Raw genomic sequence first — 17328 nt, forward strand, 5'->3', positions numbered from 1 at the left:
GCTCGGTCTACTTCCCCTTGTGCCCGGACTTGCCCCGGCCGCCCTTGTGGGTGCCGTTCTGGGTGCCGTGCTGGCTGTCGTACTGCTCGTACGCGTCGACGATACGGCCCACCAGCTTGTGCCGGACGACGTCGTGGGACGACAGCCGGGAGAAGTGGACGTCGTCCAGGCCTTCCAGGATGTCCTGCACCTGCCGCAGTCCGGACTTGGTGCCGTCGGGCAGGTCGACCTGCGTGACGTCACCCGTGATCACTATCTTCGAGTCGAAGCCGAGACGGGTGAGGAACATCTTCATCTGCTCGGGGCTGGTGTTCTGGGCCTCGTCGAGAATGATGAAGGCGTCGTTGAGCGTACGACCGCGCATGTACGCCAGCGGCGCGACCTCGATGGTCCCCGCCGCCATCAGCCGGGGGATCGAGTCGGGGTCGAGCATGTCGTGCAGCGCGTCGTAGAGGGGGCGCAGATACGGGTCGATCTTCTCGTAGAGCGTGCCCGGGAGGAATCCGAGCCGCTCTCCGGCCTCGACCGCGGGGCGGGTCAGGATGATGCGGTTGACCTGCTTGGACTGCAGGGCCTGCACCGCCTTGGCCATGGCCAGGTACGTCTTGCCGGTGCCCGCCGGGCCGATGCCGAAGACGATGGTGTGCTTGTCGATCGCGTCCACGTAGCGCTTCTGGTTGAGCGTCTTGGGGCGGATCGTGCGGCCGCGCGAGGACAGGATGTTCTGCGTGAGCACCTGGGCCGGGGTCTCCTGGCCGTCGCTCTCCCCGCTTTCGCTCGCCTTGAGCATGGCGATCGAGCGTTCCACTGCGTCCTCCGTCATCGGCTGCCCGGTGCGGAGCACCAGCATCATCTCGTCGAACACGCGCGAAATGAGGGCGACCTCGTCCGTGTCGCCGACCGCGCTGATCTCATTGCCCCGGACGTGGATGTCGGCCCCCGGGAAGGCCTTCTCGATCACGCGCAGGAGGGAGTCACCGGAACCCAGCACGGTCACCATGGGGTGCTGGGCGGGGACGGTGAACTGCACTCTCGCCTGCCCCTGCGCGGGGGTGTGAGCTGTGGGTGTCTGAGTCATGGGCCGGCTCTGAAGGCCTGCGGATCCTCCTCGTCACGGCCGCGCACCGGAGGGCGGCCTCGCGATTCCCAGGGTACGACGGAGGAGTGACAAGCCCGTAGGGCTTTTAACGGACCGCGCCGGGGCGGGGGCGGAGCCCTCGTGTCAGGCGGACCGGCGGAAGCCGATCGTCGGCACCGCCCGCCGCAGCGGCCACGGCCGTGCCACTTCCCCGGGGACCAGCCCCGCCAGGAACTCGTACCGTCGCAGCGCCGAGGGGTCCTGCCCCTCGACCGACCGCACCTTCCGCCACCACGCCCCGATCTCCGTCCACCCCGGCGCCGACAGCGACCCGCCGAACTCCTGGACGGACAGCGCCGCCGTGAGCCCCGCGAAGGCGAGCCGGTCGGCCAGCGGCCATCCCGCCAGCGTCCCCGTGACGAACCCGGCGACGAACACGTCCCCCGCCCCGGTCGGATCGAGCGCCTCGACGTCGATCGCCGGCACCGAGGCGGTCTCCCCCGTGCGCCGGTCCACCGCGTACGCGCCCTCCGCCCCGAGGGTGACCACGGCGACGGGCACGTGTTCGGTGAGGGCGTGCGCCGCCGCGCGGGGGCAGTCGGTGCGGGTGTACCGCATGGCCTCCTCCGCGTTCGGCAGGAACGCCTCGCAGTGCCGCAGGTCGGGCAGCGCGGCCAGGTCCCACGCCCCGGTGTCGTCCCAGCCGACGTCGCCGAAGACGCGGGCGCCCTTGCGCGCGGCCTGCGCGATCCAGGGCGCGCCGCGACCGGGCGTGAGGGAGGCGACGGCGGCCCGCGCGCGGGGCGGGCAGTCGGGGGCCGGTTCCTCGGGGGGCGGTTCGTGACCGTGGGAGACCATCGTGCGCTCGCCGTCGTAGGCCATGGAGACCGTGACCGGCGAGTGCCAGCCGGGCACGGTGCGCGACGGGGAGAGGTCGATGCCCTCGCCCTGCTCCAGCGCGTCCCAGCAGTACTCGCCGTAGTGGTCGTCCCCGAAGGCCGCCGCGAGGGAGGTGCGCAGGCCGAGGCGGGCCAGGGCGGTGGCCATGTTGGCGACGCCGCCGGGGCTCGACCCCATCCCGCGTGCCCAGGACTCGGTCCCGCGCACCGGGGCGGAGTCGAGTCCGGTGAAGACGATGTCGAGGAAGACCGTGCCGGTGAGGTAGACGTCCCAGGGCGGGTCGTCCGGTGTGCGCAGGGCGGCGAGGGGATCGGCCCGGGGCGAGCGGTGCGGTCCCTCGATGCGTGCCTTCCCGGTGGACGCCTTCACGGTGGCTCCCTGACGTGGTGCGGTTTCAGCCAGTGTGCACCACCCCGCCGACGACGCGACCGCCGTCCGTCCGTGTCGCCCCCCCCGGGGGGGTCACCAGCGCGGCATCGCCGGTGCGGTCCAGTCCGGGTCGACGGCCCGCATGGCGGCCGCGTCGTCGCGGTCCCGCAGGGCGCCGTCGTCGTCGAGCCACCTCCGGTGGAGGGCCGCCAGCCGGTCGCGGTCGAGTTCGACGCCGAGGCCGGGTGCGTCGGAGACCCGCACGGCGCCGTTCTCGAAGGCGAGGCGTTCGGTGAGGACGTCCTCCGACTGCCACGGGTAGTGGGAGTCGCAGGCGTGGTGCAGATGGGGCACGGTGGCCGCCACGTGGGTCATCGCGGCGAGGCTGATGCCCAGGTGGGTGTTGGAGTGCATGGAGACGTCGACGCCGAAGGCTCGGCAGACCGCGGCGAGCCGCTGGGTGTTGCGCAGTCCGCCCCAGTAGTGGTGGTCGGAGAGGACGACCTGGACGGCGTTCCGGGTGAAGGCCTCCTTGATCTCGGCGAACGTCGTCACGCACATGTTGGTGGCCAGCGGCACGCCCGCCCGTCGCCCGCCGCCGCCCTTGTCCGAGGCGCTCCGCGCCGCCCCCTTCATACGGGCGGCGACCTCGGCCATGGCGGGGATGCCGAGGGCGGGGTCCTCCAGGTACTCGAGGACGTCCCCGAGTTCCCGGGCCACTTCCAGCGAGGTCTCCACGGACCAGGCGCCGTTGGGGTCGAGCCGCAGGGGGTGTCCGGGGAACGCGGCGGCGAGGGCGCGTACCGCCGCGATCTCCTCGTCGGGCGGGAAGACGCCGCCCTTGAGCTTGAAGGAGGTGAACCCGTACCGCTCCGTGAACCTGCGGGCCTGTGCGACGACGCCGGCCGGGTCGAGGGCGGCGCCCCAGTCGTCCTTCTCGGCGGTGACGCCCTCGGGGTGGTCCGCCCACTTGTAGAAGAGGTACGCGCTGTACTCGACGGCGTCGCGCACCTTGCCGCCGAGCAGCGCGTGCACGGGCAGGCCGAGGCTCCTGCCGAGGGCGTCGAGGCAGGCCACCTCGAAGGCGGAGAGCACGGACAGGCGCAGCTTGTCGGCGGTCTGCACGCCGCGCAGTCCGCCGACGTCGACCTTGCCGGAGACCTGGGAGGCGTCGACGGCCACCTCGTCGGCCTCGGCGAACAGCCGGTTCAGGTCGTCGGCCCGGCGGCCGACGAGCCGGTCCGCGAGGGGCCGCGCCAGGTCCAGGTACTTGGTGTCGCCGTAGGTCTCGCCGAGGCCGGTGGCGCCGCCGGCGGTGACCACCTCGACGATCAGGCGGGGGGTGTACGGCTGGTGGACGCCCTGGGTGTTGAGCAGGGGCGGGTCGGCGACGAGGACCGGCGTCAGCCGGACCTCGGTGACGGTCAGATCGCGGGAGGTCGGCGTGGTCACAGGTCGGCTCCTACGGGGTCGGGTCCGGCGGCGGGCGGGGTTTGCATCGGGACTCACCCTTCGTCGTCTCCCGATGTAGACGTCATCCACGTATGAAGATGAAGGCTAAGGAGGCGAACGGGAGCCGTCAACGGTCCGGCCGGGCCTCCTTCCGCGGGACTACGATCGGCGCATGCCGGAGACAGGGGGCGTGCGCGAGGTGAAGTCCGCCGCGCGCACGCTGGAGGTACTGGAACTGCTCGCCGCGCGCGGCGACCGCCCGGCGCGCCTCCAGGAGCTGGCGGACGCGCTGAGGGTGCCGCGCAGCTCGATGTACGCGCTGCTGCAGACCCTGATCGCGCGCGGCTGGGTCCGCACCGACGTCACCGGCTCGCTGTACGGCATCGGCATCCGCGCCCTGCTCACCGGCACCGGCTACCTCGACTCGGACCCGCGCGTGCGGGCCGTGCGCCCGTACCTGGACGAGGCGTCCGACGCGCTGGGCGAGACGATCCACCTGGGGCGGCTGGACGGCCGTGACGTGGCGTACCTGGCGACCCGCGAGTCGCACGAGTACCTGAGGACGATCAGCAGGGTGGGGCGGCGGCTGCCGGCGCACATGGGCGCGCTCGGCAAGGCGCTGCTGGCGGAGCGGCCGGACGAGGAGCTGCCCGAGGGGCCGTACGAGGCGGCCACGCCGAACACGCACACCTCGCGGGAGTCGCTGGCCGCCGATCTGGCCGGGGTGCGGGAGCGCGGCTACTCCGTGGACCGCGAGGAGGGCGTGCCCGGGATCGTCGGCTTCGGGTTCGCCCTGCGGTACGCCTCCCCCGCACAGGACGCCATCAGCTGCTCGGTGCCGGCGGCCCGGCTGACACCCGAGCGGGAGGAGCGGATCGTCGCCGTGATGCGGGAGATCCGGACCAAGGCGGAGACGGCGATTCCCGCAGGTGGCGGGGCTGTTCACTGGCGTTAGCGGACGCTTGTGCCCACCCTTCCGGAACCTCAAACGCGAGTGTGACCCAGATCACTCCTTGCGCGCTCCCGCCGCCCTGCCCCCGCTTGATACAAATTGGCCGCGCGCTCCTGTCCGTCGACGGTCGTCGCCCCTCCCTTCCCCACGGTCTTCGCACCGTCCCTTCCGCACGCCCCGGGAACGCCCGTGTTCGCCCCTCGCACCGCCCCCTGGCCCCTCGTCGCCCTTTTCACGGCCGGGTACCTCGCCCCGTACCTGCTGCCGACCACCGTCGGCCGGCTGGAACGCGGCCTCGGGCTCTCCGCCACCCAGGCGGGGGCCGTCGGCAGCGCGCTGCTGCTGAGTTCCGCGACCGCCGGGTTCCTGCTGGCGTCGCGCGTGGAGCGGGTCGGGGCGCGGCCCCTGGCCCGGCTGGGCCTGCTGCTGGCCGCCGTCGGCTACGGCGGGGCCGCCCTCACCACCGCCGTACCGGCCGTCGTCGCCGGCGCGGTGATCGGCGGGTTCGGCTCGGGTACGGCCACGACGGTCGCCGCCACCCGGATCGCCGCGCAACAGGACCCGCACCGGGCGTCCGCCCTCGGACTGCTCAGCGTGTCCGCGCTCGCCGGGGTGGTGTACCTGACGGTGCCGCACCTGCCGGGGCACGGGCTCACCCTGGCCGCCATCGCCCTCACCGCGCTGGCCGTGTGGCCGCTGACCTCCCGGCTGCCGGCCGGCACGCCCGGTCCGCGCCGCACCGGGCCGGAGGACACCGCCCGTCTGCCGCACCGGCGTTCGGGCGCGGTCCTCGCCGGCACGATGCTGCTGTGGTCGCTCGCCCAGAACGCGCTGTGGGGCGTGAGCGGACGCATCGGGGTCAGCCAGGCGCACCTGTCCGAGCCGACCGTGGGCGTCGTCTTCGCGGTGGCGCTGGGCGCCGGACTGCTGGGTGTCCTGGGCGCGGGCGCGCTGGGGTCGCGGCTGGGGCGGGCGCTGCCCATCGGCGGCGGCACGGTCCTCATCGCCGGCTGCATCGCGCTCAGCGCCTCCGCGACCGGGCTCGGCAGCTTCGCCGCCGGTGAGATCGCCTGGAACACGATCTACCCGGTCGTCCTGTCCTACCTGATCGGACTGGCGGCCTCGCTGGACCCGCGGGGGCGCTGGGCCGTGCTGGTCGGCTCGGCGTCGTCCCTGGGGACCGCCGCGGGACCGCTGACCGGCAGCGTGCTGTCCGCGCAGGCCGGGTTCCCGGTGATGGGCGCGGTCCTCGGCACCGGTCTGCTGCTGGTCGCGCTGCCGATGACCGCGGTCGCCCTGCACACCGGCGGACGCCCGCTGCTGCCGGGCGCGGTCCGCCGCCGCGGCGGCCACCCGGCGGCCGTGCTCGCCGCGGCCACGGGCACCCCGACGGGCCCGGTCCCCGAGGTCGGCGCCCCGGAACAGCCGGTGGTCGAGATCTCCCTCGACGGCACCCCCGCCCCGGCCCGGCGCGCCTACGACACGGCGGCGGCGACCCGGGCGCCGGGCGCCCACTGAGCCGCCCCGGCCCCCGCTCCCGCGGGCAGTCGTGCCGCAGGGGCGACGGGGGTCCCCCGCTCGAGCGGAGCCGGGAGCGGGGAGGGCGGGCGCGCCGGCGCCCGGCGAGCGCCGGCGAGCCGGACCCGCCCCGCCCGGCCGGACCCCGGCGGCGTCGCCCGCACCGGTCAGCCGAAGTCGTACGCCTCCACCTCGGCGAGGTACCGCGCCCGCAGCGCCTCGTCGTCGTCCAGGAACGAGGCGAGGAAGGAGTTCCGCGCCAGCTCGCGCAGACGCTCCGGGCCGAGGCCCAGCGTCCCCCTCACCGCGTCGAAGTTGTCCCCGGCGTAACCGCCGAAGTACGCCGGGTCGTCGGAGTTGACCGTGCACATCAGCCCCGCGTCGAGCATCGCCGGCAGCGGATGGTCGGCGAGGGTGTCGACCGTCCGCAGCCGCACGTTGGACAGCGGGCACAGCGTCAGCGGCACGCGTTCCCGCACCAGCCGCTCCACCAGCGCCGGATCCTCCACGCAGCGCAGCCCGTGGTCGACCCGTTCCACGCCGAGGACGTCCAGCGCCTCGGTGACGTACTCCGGCGGCCCCTCCTCGCCGGCGTGCGCCACTCGCCGCAGCCCCAGCGCGGCGGCGGCCTCGTACACCTCGCGGAACTTCGCCGGCGGGTGCCCGACCTCCGCCGAGTCGAGCCCGACGCCGGTGATCCGGTCCAGATAGGGCTTCGCGGCGTCCAGGGTGGCCAGGGCCGACTCGGCGGACTCGTCCCGCAGGAAGCACAGGATCAGCCGGGTGGAGACACCGTGCCTCTCCTCTCCCCCACTCCCGGCTTCGCTCGAGCGGGGGGCCCATCGGCTCAGCGCCCGCCACAGCCCCTCGACGACGGTGCCCATGCCGACGCCGCGCGCCATGTGCGCCTGTGGATCGAAGAAGATCTCCGCGTGCCGCACGCCCTGCGCGGCGGCGCGGGCGAGGTAGGCGTCGGCCAGGTCCTCGAAGTCCCGCTCGGTGCGCAGCACGGCCATGAGCTCGTAGTACAGGTCCAGGAAGGACTGCAGGTCCTCGAAGCGGTACGCCTCACGGAGCGCGTCGGTGTCGGCGTAGGGCAGCTCGACCCCGTTGCGCTCGGCGAGGGCGAAGGCCAGCTCGGGCTCCAGGGTGCCTTCGATATGAAGGTGCAGTTCGGCTTTTGGTACGGGCATCAGGCCATCGTACGGCCGTTTCACCGACGCTTCGGAAGCGCTACCCGTTGCAGATCACGCGCCACGGTCAGCTCGCCCTTGTACCCGGCCGCCCGCGCCTGCCGCTCGAACTCCTCCGGATCGGTGTAGCGCTGGCTGAAGTGGGTGAGGACGAGGTGGCGTACGCCCGCCTCGCGCGCCACCCGGGCCGCCTGCCCGGCGGTCAGATGGCCGAAGTCGACGGCGAGCTCCTCGTCCTCGTCGAGGAACGTGGACTCGATGACCAGCATGTCGCAGCCCTCGGCGAGCGCGTACACCCCGTCGCACAGCCGGGTGTCCATGACGAACGCGAACCGCTGCCCGCGCCGCACCTCGCTGACCTCCTCCAGCGACACCCCGCCGAGCGTGCCCTCGCGCTGGATGCGGCCGACGTCCGGGCCCTCGATGCCGTGCGCGGCCAGCCGGTCGGGCAGCATGCGCCGGCCGTCGGGTTCGACCAGCCGGTAGCCGTACGCCTCGACGGGATGGGACAGCTTCCGCGCCTCCAGCGTGTAGCCGGGGGTACGGGCGAGGGGGCCGTCCGTGTCGGCCGGGGCCTCGGTGAGGGCGACGGTCTCACGGTAGGCGGTGGCGTAGCGCAGGCGGTCGAAGAAGCGCTGCCCGGAACGCGGGTAGTGGGCGGTGATCTCGTGCGGCACCTTGTCGAGGTTGACGCGCTGGATCACCCCGGCGAGACCGAGGGAGTGGTCGCCGTGGAAGTGGGTGACGCAGATCCGGTTCAGGTCGTGGGCGGCCACCCCGGCGCGCAGCATCTGGCGTTGGGTGCCCTCGCCGGGGTCGAACAGGATGCCCTCGCCGTCCCAGCGCAGCAGGTAGCCGTTGTGGTTGCGGTGCCGGGTGGGGACCTGGCTGGCGGTGCCGAGGACCACCAGTTCGCGTACGGACAAGGCTGCCTATCCGGGGGGCCACTGGAGACCGCGGCCGCCCAGGACGTGGGCGTGCGCGTGCCAGACGGTCTGGCCGGCGCCGCTGCCGGTGTTGAAGACGATCCGGTAGCTCTCCAGCTTTTCCTCGTCGGCGACGGCCTGCGTCTCCCGCAGCACGTCGGCGGCGATCCCGGGCGCGGCGGCGGCGAGGGCGGCGGCGTCCCGGTGGTGCGCCTTCGGGATCACCAGCACATGGGTGGGCGCCTGGGGGTTTATGTCACGGAACGCGATGGTGGTCTCGGTCTGCCGCACGATCGTCGCCGGGACGCTCCCGTCGACGATCTTGCAGAACAGACAGTCGTCCTGAGGCTCCCCAGCCATGAACCCTCCTCGAGCCGGCCGATCACGTACGGATCATCGTACCCGCGGGCAGTGGTGCCGCGGGGGCGACGGGGACCCCCTCCCGCCCGGGCGAAGCCGGGAGCGGGGAGGGCGGGCGCGAGGGCGCGCCGCGAGCGCCGGACCGCGTGACACCTCCGCTCAGGACAACGCCGGCGGCACCTTCGCCGGCGTCGACTCGAGCGCCTCCAGCGCCAGCCGCACCGCCGCGTCCAGCTGCACGTCCCGCCCCGCCGCGTGATCCTGCGGCCGCTGCACGACCTCCACGTCGGGGTCGACCCCGTGGTTCTCCACGTCCCACCCGTACCCCTCGAGCCAGAACGCGTACTTGGGCTGGGTCACCAGCGTCCCGTCGACCAGGCGGTACCGGCTGTCGATCCCGATCACGCCTCCCCACGTCCGGGTGCCGACCACCGGCCCGATCCCCAGCGTCCGGATCGCCGCGTTCACGATGTCCCCGTCGGACCCGGAGAACTCGTTGGCGACGGCGACGACGGGCCCCCGGGGCGCGTCCCGCGGATAGCTCTCCGCCCGCATCCCCCGGGGCAGGTCCCACCCCACGATCCGCCGGGCCAGCTTCTCCACCACGAGCTGCGAGGTGTGCCCGCCCCGGTTCTCCCGCACGTCCACGACCAGCCCCTCCCGCAGCACCTCCACCCGCAGGTCGCGATGGATCTGCGCCCATCCGGGCGCCTGCATGTCGGGAACGTGGACGTACCCCAGCCGTCCGCCGGACCTCTCCAGCACGTACGCCCGCCGGTCCGCGACCCACGCGTGGTACCGCAGCGGCTCCTCGTCGGCGAGCGGCACCACCACCGCGTGCCGCGGCTCACCGCCCCCCGCCGGGGACACCGTCAGCTCCACCGGCTTCCCCGCCGTCCCCACCAGCAGCGGCGCGGGCCCGGTCACCGGGTCGACCGGCTGCCCGGCGACGGCGACGATCGCGTCACCGGGCCGGACGGCGACCCCCGGCGCGGCGAGCGGCGAGCGGGCGTCCGGGTCGGACGTCTCCGCGGGCAGGATGCGGTCGACCCGCCAACTGCCGTCCTCGTGGCGGGAGACGTCCGCGCCGAGCAGCCCCTGCCGCGCACCGTCGCCGTAGCCGCCGCGCGGGATGACGTAGGCGTGCGAGGTGCCGAGCTCGCCGTGCACCTCCCACAGCAGGTCCACCAGGTCGTCGTGGGTGGCGAGCCGGTCGAGCACGGGCCGGTACCGGTCCAGGACCCCGTCCCAGTCCACGCCGCTCATGTCGGGACGCCAGAAGTTGTCCCGCATGATGCGGCCGTTCTCGTCGAACATCTGCCGCCACTCGGCGGCCGGGTCGACGAACTGCCGGACCCGGCCCAGGTCGACGGTGATGTTGGTGTCGCTGTCGTCGTCGCCGGAGGCGCGCCGGTCGCTGGGCACGACCTTCAGCCGTCCGTCGGTCCACAGCAGCACCCGCTTGCCGTCGCCGCTGACCTCGAAGTGGTCGGCGTCCACGGCCAGGTGCTCGACGCGCTGCCGGTCGAGGTCGTAGCGCTCCAGGTCGGTCTTGGGGCCGGGGTCGTCCGGGGTGGCCCTGGACGCGCCGAGCACGCCCCGCACCGGGTGCCGCAGCCACAGCACGCCGTCCTTGGCGGCGCGCAGGTTGGTGTAGCGGGCGGCCTCCACCGGGAACGGCACGATGCGGTCGGCGAGGCCGTCGAGGTCGATGCGGGTGGTGGGGGTGCCCTCGCTGTCGGGGGTCTCGTCCCGGTCCGGTGTCTCGAAGGGCCGGCCGTGCCGCTGCGGGCCGAACGGCGACGGGGTGGTCGCCGCGAGGGTGATCAGGTACGGGCGTACGCCCTCGACGAAGGCCAGGTCGAAGACGTGCTCGTCGTAGACCGGGTCGAAGGAGCGGGTCGACAGGAACGCGAGGTGCTTGCCGTCGAGGGTGAAGGCGGGCGCGTAGTCCTGGAACCGCAGCGGGGTCGCCTCGGTGACCGACAGGTCGGTGGTGTGGGCGAGCTTGAGCTGGCTGAGCGGGCGCGGGCCGGGGTGGGACCAGGCGAGCCAGGAGGAGTCGGGCGAGAAGGCCAGCCCGGAGACGTCGCCGTCCTCGCTGCGGTCGACCTCGCGGACCTCGCCGGTCTCCCGCTCGACGAGCAGGACCCGGCCGTCGTGGGAGGCGACCGCGGCGCGGCTGCCGTCGGGGGCCATGGCGAGTTCCACGACGCGGCCCAGCCGCCCGGCGGCGATCCGGCGCGGGGTGGCGCCCGGGGCGAGCCCGGTGGCGGGGGCGAACTCCAGGGCGTCGTCGCCCTCGGCGTCGGTCACCCACACCACCCACTCCTCGCCGTCCACGCGGAAGGCGCGGGGCCGCCGGGCCCGTACGCCCGGGGTCGCGGCGAGCGCGCGGGCGGGGCCGGCCCGGTGGGTGACCCAGTGGACGGCGCCGCGCACGCAGACGGCGCTGCCGCGGGCGGTGTGGTCGGGGGAGGCGGAGCCGAACCAGCGGGCGGCGTTCACCGGGAACGGCTGGAGGTCGACGCGCTGCCCGCCGAGCCGGACGTCGAGCCGGCGCGGCCCGTCCCCGTCGAGGTCGTCCAGCAGCCACAGTTCACCGGCGCTGGAGTAGACGACCCGGCTGCCGTCCGTGGCGGCGTGCCGGGCGTAGAAGCCTTCGAGCGGGGTGTGCCGGCGCAGGTCGGAGCCGTCGGCGAGGGAGGAGTACAGGGCTCCGGTGCCCTCGTGGTCGGAGAGGAACGCAATCCTCTCCCCCACCCACAGGGGATCCTCGATGTTCCCGTCGAGGTCCTCGTGCAGCCGGACGAACTCGCCGTCGCCCTCGCGGTCGATCCACAGCCTGCCCGCCGTACCGCCCCGGTACCGCTTCCACCAGGCGGCCTCACGGCTCATCGGCGCGGACAGCAGCACGGTGTGCGGCCCCTGGGCGACGTCGCCGACGGGGCCGTACGGCAGGGTGGCGGCGGGGCCGCCGTCCAGGGGGACGGCGCGGGCCCAGGTGCGGCGGAAACTGGCCTGGCCCTGGGAGCTGGTGACCAGGACCCGTCCGTCCGCCGTCCAGCCCCGTGTCCGGGTGGTGGTGCTGCCCCAGTGGGTGAGGCGTCTGGCGGGGCCGCCGTCGACGGGCGCGACGTGCACCTCGGGGGCGCCGTCGCGGGTGGAGGTCCAGGCGACGGTGGCGCCGTCGGGCGAGATGCGGGGCCGGGTCACGGGCACGTTGTCGGCACTGACCCGCCAGGCCCGGCCGCCGTCGGACGGGGCGAGCCACACGTCGTCCTCGGCGGTGAAGGCGACCAGCTCGCCGTGCGGATGCGGGAACCGGAGGTAAGCGGCGGATGCGACCGATGCGGGCTGTGTCACCCGATCACCCTACGCAGGCACGGGCGGTCCCGGACAGGGGTTGCGGTCACTTGCCCTCCACGGGACGACACGACGGGTACTGCTCGCACCACACGGTCGTCGTGACGGTCACGGTGACGGTGGAATCCGGGCCCCGTCGCGTGGGTTCGCCCACGCGCGGCGGGCTGGTGGAGTCGCAGTCGCCCAGGCCGTCGACCCGGAGCACCTGCTTCCCGCCGACCTTCGCGGTGATGTTCCCGCGCACGCAGGCGCCGTTGACGGCGTGGGTGATCTCCCCGGTGACGGTGATCTCCTTGCCGTCCCGGGTCTCGCCCTGGCAGTCGACGGAGGCGACGGCGCTGCGGCTCTCCTCGCCCCGGTCCCCCTCGTCCCCGAAGGACCCGGTGCAGCTGAGCCAGCGCACGTCGGCCTTCTGCCGGTTGAGCTCCTCGGTGACGGCCTCGTCGGTCGTGAACGCGACGGCCGCGGAGCTGAGTCCGCCGCCCTCGCAGGCGGTGGCCCCGGCGACGGCGGCCACGGCGAAGCCGACGGCGAGCGCCTGCCGCCGCCCTGCGCGCAACGCGCGCGGAATCCTGTTCAACGCCCCCATGCACGGCAGACTGCCACCGTCACAGGCGGGGCGGTAGGGCGCATACGGCCACTTGCTCCTTCCCGCCCCCGAGGGCTGCGCGCCCCCCGGACGGGCCGATTCAGCACCCCCGGCGTTCGAGGAACAGGCTCCGGGGTCAGCGCCCCTGGGACGGGAAGGGCGAGGGCGGCGGGGCGAAAACCCTCAGGTCAGGACCAACGCCCCGTGCGTCCGAGCAGCAGCGCCGCCGCGGCCGTACCGGCGGTGGAGGTACGCAGCACACTGCGCCCCAGCCGGTAGGCCCGCGCACCGGCCTCCTCGAAGAGCGCCAACTCCTCCGGAGCGACACCGCCTTCGGGCCCGACGACCAGCACGATGTCACCGGAGGCGGGGAGTTCGGCACTCGCCAGGGGTTCCGTGCCGCTCTCGTGGAGCACGGCGGCGAACTCCGCTTCGGCGAGAAGTGACGCAACCTGCCTGCTCGTCGCCGCGTCCGCGACCCGCGGGAAGCGCACCCGGCGCGACTGCTTGCCGGCCTCCCGGGCCGTCGCCCGCCACTTGGCGAGGGACTTCGCCCCCCGCTCGCCCTTCCACTGGGTGATGCAGCGCGCCGCCGCCCACGGCACGACCGTGTCGACGCCGACCTCGGTCATCGTCTCCACGGCCACCTCGCCCCGGTCGCCCTTGGGCAGGGCCTGGACGACGGTGAGCCGGGGTTCCTCCGGGGGCTCCTCGGCCACCGCGTCCATGCGGACGATCAGGCGGTCCTTGCCCTCGGTGCCGAGCACCACGCAGTCCGCCCAGCGGCCCGCGCCGTCGGTGAGGACGACGTCCTCACCCGCCCGCAGCCGCTTCACGGAGACGGCGTGCCGCCCCTCGGGACCGTCGAGCACGTAACGGCCCCCGCCGCCCGTGTCGAGGTGGTCGACGACGAACACCGGCGCGGTCATCGGGCGCCTCCCGTCGACAGCGCCGTCCGGGCGGCGGCCAGTTCGGCGGCCAGCACCTCCACCAGCTGCCCGGCGGGCAGCTCGCGGGCCATCCGGTGGCCCTGGCCCGCCCACAGCGCCAGGCCCTGCGCGTCGCCGGCCCTGGCGGCGGCCTTGCGCAGGGGCGCGGTGAGGTGGTGGACGTCCGGGTAGGCGGCGGGCGCGTACGGGCCGTGCTCGCGCAGGAAGCGGTTGACCAGGGCGCGGGCCGGCCGGCCCGAGAAGGCGCGGGTCAGCTCGGTGCGGACGTACAGGGGGTCGGTGAGGGCCTGTTTGTGCAGGGCGTGCGCGCCGGACTCGTGGGCGGCGACGAAGGCCGTGCCGAGCTGGGCCGCGGCGGCGCCGGCCGCGAGGACGGCGGCGATCTGGCCGCCGCGCATGATGCCGCCGGCGGCGACCACCGGGATGCCGACCGACTCCCGGACCTGGGCGACGAGGGAGAGCAGTCCGACGCCCGAGCCGTCCGCCTCCGGGTCGTCGCGGTGGGCGCCCTGGTGGCCGCCGGCCTCCACGCCCTGCGCGATCACCGCGTCCGCGCCGGCCCGCTCCACGGCCCGGGCCTCCTCCGCGGTCGTGGCGGTGACCAGCGTGAACGTGCCGGCGCGGCGCAGCGACTCCAGGACCTCGCGGGCCGGCACGCCGAAGTGGAACGACACCACCGGCACCGGGTTGTCCAGCAGCACGGCGAGTTTGGCGTCGTAGCCGTCGTCGCGGCCGCTGTCGGGGTCGCCGAGCGCGGTCTCGTACCAGGAGGCCTCACCGGCCAGTTGGTGGGCGTAGACGTCGACGGCGGCGGGGTCGGCCGTCTCCGGCTGCGGCAGGAAGAGGTTGACGCCGAAGGGGCGGGAGGTCAGCCCCCGCACCTGCTTGATCTCCTGGTACATCCCGTCCGCGGTCTTGTACCCGGCGGCCAGGAAACCGAGTCCGCCCGCCTCGGACACTGCGGCGGCGAGCTGCGGCACGGCGACACCGCCCGCCATCGGCGCCTGCACGATCGGGTGCGGGCAGATATCGGTCAGCACGGAGGGCATGACGGCATGTTGTCACGTCCTCCGACCAACTCCGAATCCACCCTTCCTCTTGGCATAAGCCGCTTTTCGACAGGGCGGCGCCGACCGGTCAACGCCCGTCGAACGCGTCCTTCAACCGCGAGAACAACCCCTGCCGGCCGGGCTGACCGTGCCCGCCCGGGGGACCACCCCCGGACCCCCGGCAGCACACCAACCGCCCGGCACCGACCGGTCAACGCCCGTTGAACGCGTCCTTCAACCGCGAGAACAACCCCTGCTGACCGGGCTGACCGTGCCCGCCCGGGGGACCACCCCCGGACCCCCGGCAGCACACCAACCGCCCGGCGCCGACCGGTCAACGCCCGTTGAACGCGTCCTTCAACCGCGAGAACAACCCCTGCTGACCGGGCTGGAACTGTCCCGTGGGCCGTTCCTCGCCCCGCAGCTTGGCCAGCTCCCGGAGGAGGCGTTCCTGTTCGGGGTCGAGCTTGGTCGGGGTCTGGACCTCGACGTGGACGACGAGGTCGCCCCGGCCGCCGCCGCGCAGGTGCGTGACGCCCCGGCCGTGCAGCGGGATCGACTGGCCGGACTGGGTACCGGGCCGGATGTCGACCTCCTCCATGCCGTCCAGCGTCTCCAGCGGCACCTTGGTGCCGAGGGCCGCCGCCGTCATCGGGAGGGTGACCGTGCAGTGCAGGTCGTCGCCGCGCCGCTGGAACTGCGTGTGCGGGAGCTCGTGGATCTCCACGTACAGGTCACCGGCGGGGCCGCCGCCGGGCCCGACCTCGCCCTCGCCGGCCAGCTGGATCCGGGTGCCGTTGTCGACACCGGCCGGGATCTTGACCGTGAGGGTGCGCCGGGAACGGATCCGGCCGTCGCCCGCGCACTCCGGGCACGGGGTGGGGACGACGGTGCCGAAGCCCTGGCACTGCGGGCAGGGGCGGGAGGTCATGACCTGGCCCAGGAAGGACCGCGTGACCTGCGAGACCTCACCTCGGCCCCGGCACATGTCACAGGTCTGCGCGGTGGTGCCCGGAGCGGCGCCCTCGCCGCTGCACGTCGTGCAGACGACGGCCGTGTCGACCTGGATGTCCTTGGTCGTGCCGAACGCGGCCTCGTCGAGCTCGACGTCGATGCGGATCATCGCGTCCTGGCCCCGGCGGGTGCGCGAGCGCGGCCCGCGCTGCGACGCCGTGCCGAAGAACGCGTCCATGATGTCGGAGAAGTTGCCGAAGCCACCCGCCCCGAAGCCGCCCGCGCCACCGCCGCCGGCCTGCGAGAGGGGGTCGCCGCCGAGGTCGTAGACCTGCTTCTTCTGCGGGTCCGACAGCACCTCGTAGGCGGCGTTGATCTCCTTGAACCGCTCCTGCGTCTTCGGATCAGGATTGACGTCCGGGTGCAGCTCGCGGGCGAGCCGCCGGAAGGCCTTCTTGATCTCCTCCTGCGACGCGTCGCGGCGCACGCCGAGTACGGCGTAGTAGTCCGTGGCCACTACGACTCCGCCAGGATCTGTCCGACGTACCGTGCCACTGCGCGTACCGCTCCCATCGTTCCCGGATAGTCCATGCGGGTCGGTCCGACCACGCCGAGCTTGGCAACCGCCTCGCCGCCCGAACCGTAGCCCACCGACACGACGGACGTGGAGTTGAGTCCCTCGTAGGCGTTCTCGTGCCCGATGCGCACGGTCATGCCCGAATCCCCCGCCTCACCAAGCAACTTGAGGAGCACGACCTGCTCCTCGAGCGCCTCCAGGACAGGCCGGATCGTGAGGGGGAAGTCATGTCCGAAGCGGGTGAGATTGGCGGTGCCGCCGATCATCAGCCGCTCCTCGTTCTCCTCGACGAGCGTCTCCAGGAGAGTGGAGAGCACCGTCGAGACCGTACCGCGGTCCTCCGCCTCGAACGCCTCGGGGAGGTCCTCCACCAGGCTGGGCACATCGGTGAACCGACGGCCCGTGACCCGGCTGTTCAGGCGGGCCCGCAGGTCCGCCAGGGAGGACTCGCCGAACGGCGCCGGGCAGTCGACCACGCGCTGCTCCACCCGGCCGGTGTCCGTGATCAGCACCAGCATCAGCCGCGCGGGGGCGAGGGCCAGCAGTTCCACGTGCCGCACGGTGGAGCGGGTCAGCGACGGGTACTGCACGACGGCGACCTGCCGGGTCAGCTGCGCGAGCAGCCGCACGGTCCTGGCCACCACGTCGTCGAGGTCGACGGCGCCGTCGAGGAAGTTCTGGATGGCCCGCCGCTCGGGCGGGCTCATGGGCTTGACGCCGGCGAGCTTGTCGACGAACAGGCGGTAGCCCTTGTCGGTGGGGATGCGCCCGGCGCTGGTGTGCGGCTGGGCGATGAAGCCCTCGTCCTCCAGGGCCGCCATGTCGTTGCGCACGGTGGCCGGGGAGACGCCGAGGTTGTGCCGCTCGGTGAGCGCCTTGGAGCCGACGGGCTCCTCGGTGCCCACGTAGTCCTGAACGATGGCGCGCAGCACCTGGAGCCTGCGTTCACTGAGCATCGCGCACACCTCCAGAAGCCTTCCGCGCGGTACCTTCCCTGTCCGCCTGGCACTCTTCGTGCACGAGTGCCAGACTTCCCCGCCCAGTGTACGGCCGGGGGGTGCACCCCGGGCAAGGCCGGTCCCCTCGCCGTCGCGC

General features: G+C 73.8%; 14 protein-coding genes. 2 read left to right on the forward strand and 12 right to left on the reverse strand.

Features of this window, described 5'->3' with window-relative positions; all coding sequences use genetic code 11:
• Nucleotides 1-7: 7 nt before the first annotated feature.
• The 3 genes from ACZ8ZB_RS11330 to ACZ8ZB_RS11340 form a co-directional block, all read right to left on the reverse strand.
• On the reverse strand, nucleotides 8-1078 hold the full coding sequence (locus ACZ8ZB_RS11330; protein ID WP_470737587.1) for a PhoH family protein: 1071 nt from the start codon (nucleotides 1076-1078) through the stop codon (nucleotides 8-10).
• A gap of 144 nt (nucleotides 1079-1222) precedes the next feature.
• Nucleotides 1223-2347, reverse strand: coding sequence for a carbohydrate kinase family protein (locus ACZ8ZB_RS11335; RefSeq protein WP_470737588.1), 1125 nt, complete (start codon nucleotides 2345-2347; stop codon nucleotides 1223-1225).
• Between the two features lie 93 nt (nucleotides 2348-2440).
• Complete coding sequence (locus tag ACZ8ZB_RS11340; RefSeq protein WP_470737589.1) at nucleotides 2441-3799, reverse strand: glucarate dehydratase family protein; 1359 nt, start codon at nucleotides 3797-3799, stop codon at nucleotides 2441-2443.
• 172 nt (nucleotides 3800-3971) lie between these two features.
• Between ACZ8ZB_RS11340 and ACZ8ZB_RS11345 the strand changes: the two genes are divergently transcribed.
• Both ACZ8ZB_RS11345 and ACZ8ZB_RS11350 read left to right on the forward strand, forming a co-directional pair.
• Nucleotides 3972-4754 (forward strand): IclR family transcriptional regulator, encoded by a 783-nt coding sequence (locus ACZ8ZB_RS11345; RefSeq protein WP_470737590.1) that lies wholly within the window; start codon nucleotides 3972-3974, stop codon nucleotides 4752-4754.
• Nucleotides 4755-4940: 186 nt separating this feature from the next.
• On the forward strand, nucleotides 4941-6269 hold the full coding sequence (locus tag ACZ8ZB_RS11350) for an MFS transporter (RefSeq protein ID WP_470737591.1): 1329 nt from the start codon (nucleotides 4941-4943) through the stop codon (nucleotides 6267-6269).
• A gap of 167 nt (nucleotides 6270-6436) precedes the next feature.
• Here ACZ8ZB_RS11350 and ACZ8ZB_RS11355 read toward each other — a convergent pair whose 3' ends face one another.
• The 9 genes from ACZ8ZB_RS11355 to hrcA all read right to left on the reverse strand — a co-directional run bounded on the left by ACZ8ZB_RS11355 (nucleotide 6437) and on the right by hrcA (nucleotide 17189).
• A complete protein-coding gene (locus ACZ8ZB_RS11355) occupies nucleotides 6437-7462 on the reverse strand; it encodes an adenosine deaminase (RefSeq protein ID WP_470737592.1) in 1026 nt (341 codons plus the stop codon).
• 20 nt (nucleotides 7463-7482) lie between these two features.
• Entirely contained in the window at nucleotides 7483-8388 is a 906-nt protein-coding gene (locus ACZ8ZB_RS11360) for a ribonuclease Z (RefSeq protein ID WP_470737593.1), read from the reverse strand.
• Nucleotides 8389-8394: 6 nt separating this feature from the next.
• The gene (locus ACZ8ZB_RS11365; RefSeq protein ID WP_470737594.1) at nucleotides 8395-8748 is read right to left on the reverse strand and encodes an HIT domain-containing protein; all 354 of its coding nucleotides are present in this window, start codon (nucleotides 8746-8748) and stop codon (nucleotides 8395-8397) included.
• A 159-nt stretch (nucleotides 8749-8907) separates the two neighbouring features.
• Nucleotides 8908-12114: a S41 family peptidase gene (locus tag ACZ8ZB_RS11370; RefSeq protein WP_470737595.1), complete on the reverse strand. Its 3207-nt coding sequence runs from the start codon at nucleotides 12112-12114 to the stop codon at nucleotides 8908-8910.
• A gap of 46 nt (nucleotides 12115-12160) precedes the next feature.
• Nucleotides 12161-12703, reverse strand: a complete 543-nt coding sequence (locus ACZ8ZB_RS11375; protein ID WP_470737596.1) for a hypothetical protein — start codon at nucleotides 12701-12703, stop codon at nucleotides 12161-12163.
• 188 nt (nucleotides 12704-12891) lie between these two features.
• Entirely contained in the window at nucleotides 12892-13632 is a 741-nt protein-coding gene (locus ACZ8ZB_RS11380; RefSeq protein ID WP_470737597.1) for a 16S rRNA (uracil(1498)-N(3))-methyltransferase, read from the reverse strand.
• Nucleotides 13629-14702, reverse strand: a complete 1074-nt coding sequence (locus ACZ8ZB_RS11385; protein WP_470737598.1) for a nitronate monooxygenase — start codon at nucleotides 14700-14702, stop codon at nucleotides 13629-13631. The genes ACZ8ZB_RS11380 and ACZ8ZB_RS11385 overlap by 4 nt, the downstream gene beginning before the upstream one ends.
• A gap of 334 nt (nucleotides 14703-15036) precedes the next feature.
• Nucleotides 15037-16173 (reverse strand): molecular chaperone DnaJ, encoded by a 1137-nt coding sequence (dnaJ, locus tag ACZ8ZB_RS11390; RefSeq protein WP_470737599.1) that lies wholly within the window; start codon nucleotides 16171-16173, stop codon nucleotides 15037-15039.
• On the reverse strand, nucleotides 16173-17189 hold the full coding sequence (gene hrcA, locus ACZ8ZB_RS11395; RefSeq protein ID WP_470737600.1) for a heat-inducible transcriptional repressor HrcA: 1017 nt from the start codon (nucleotides 17187-17189) through the stop codon (nucleotides 16173-16175). The genes dnaJ and hrcA overlap by 1 nt, the downstream gene beginning before the upstream one ends.
• Between the last annotated feature and the right edge of the window lie 139 nt (nucleotides 17190-17328).

The sequence above is a fragment of the Streptomyces sp. 12E genome (assembly GCF_055633275.1).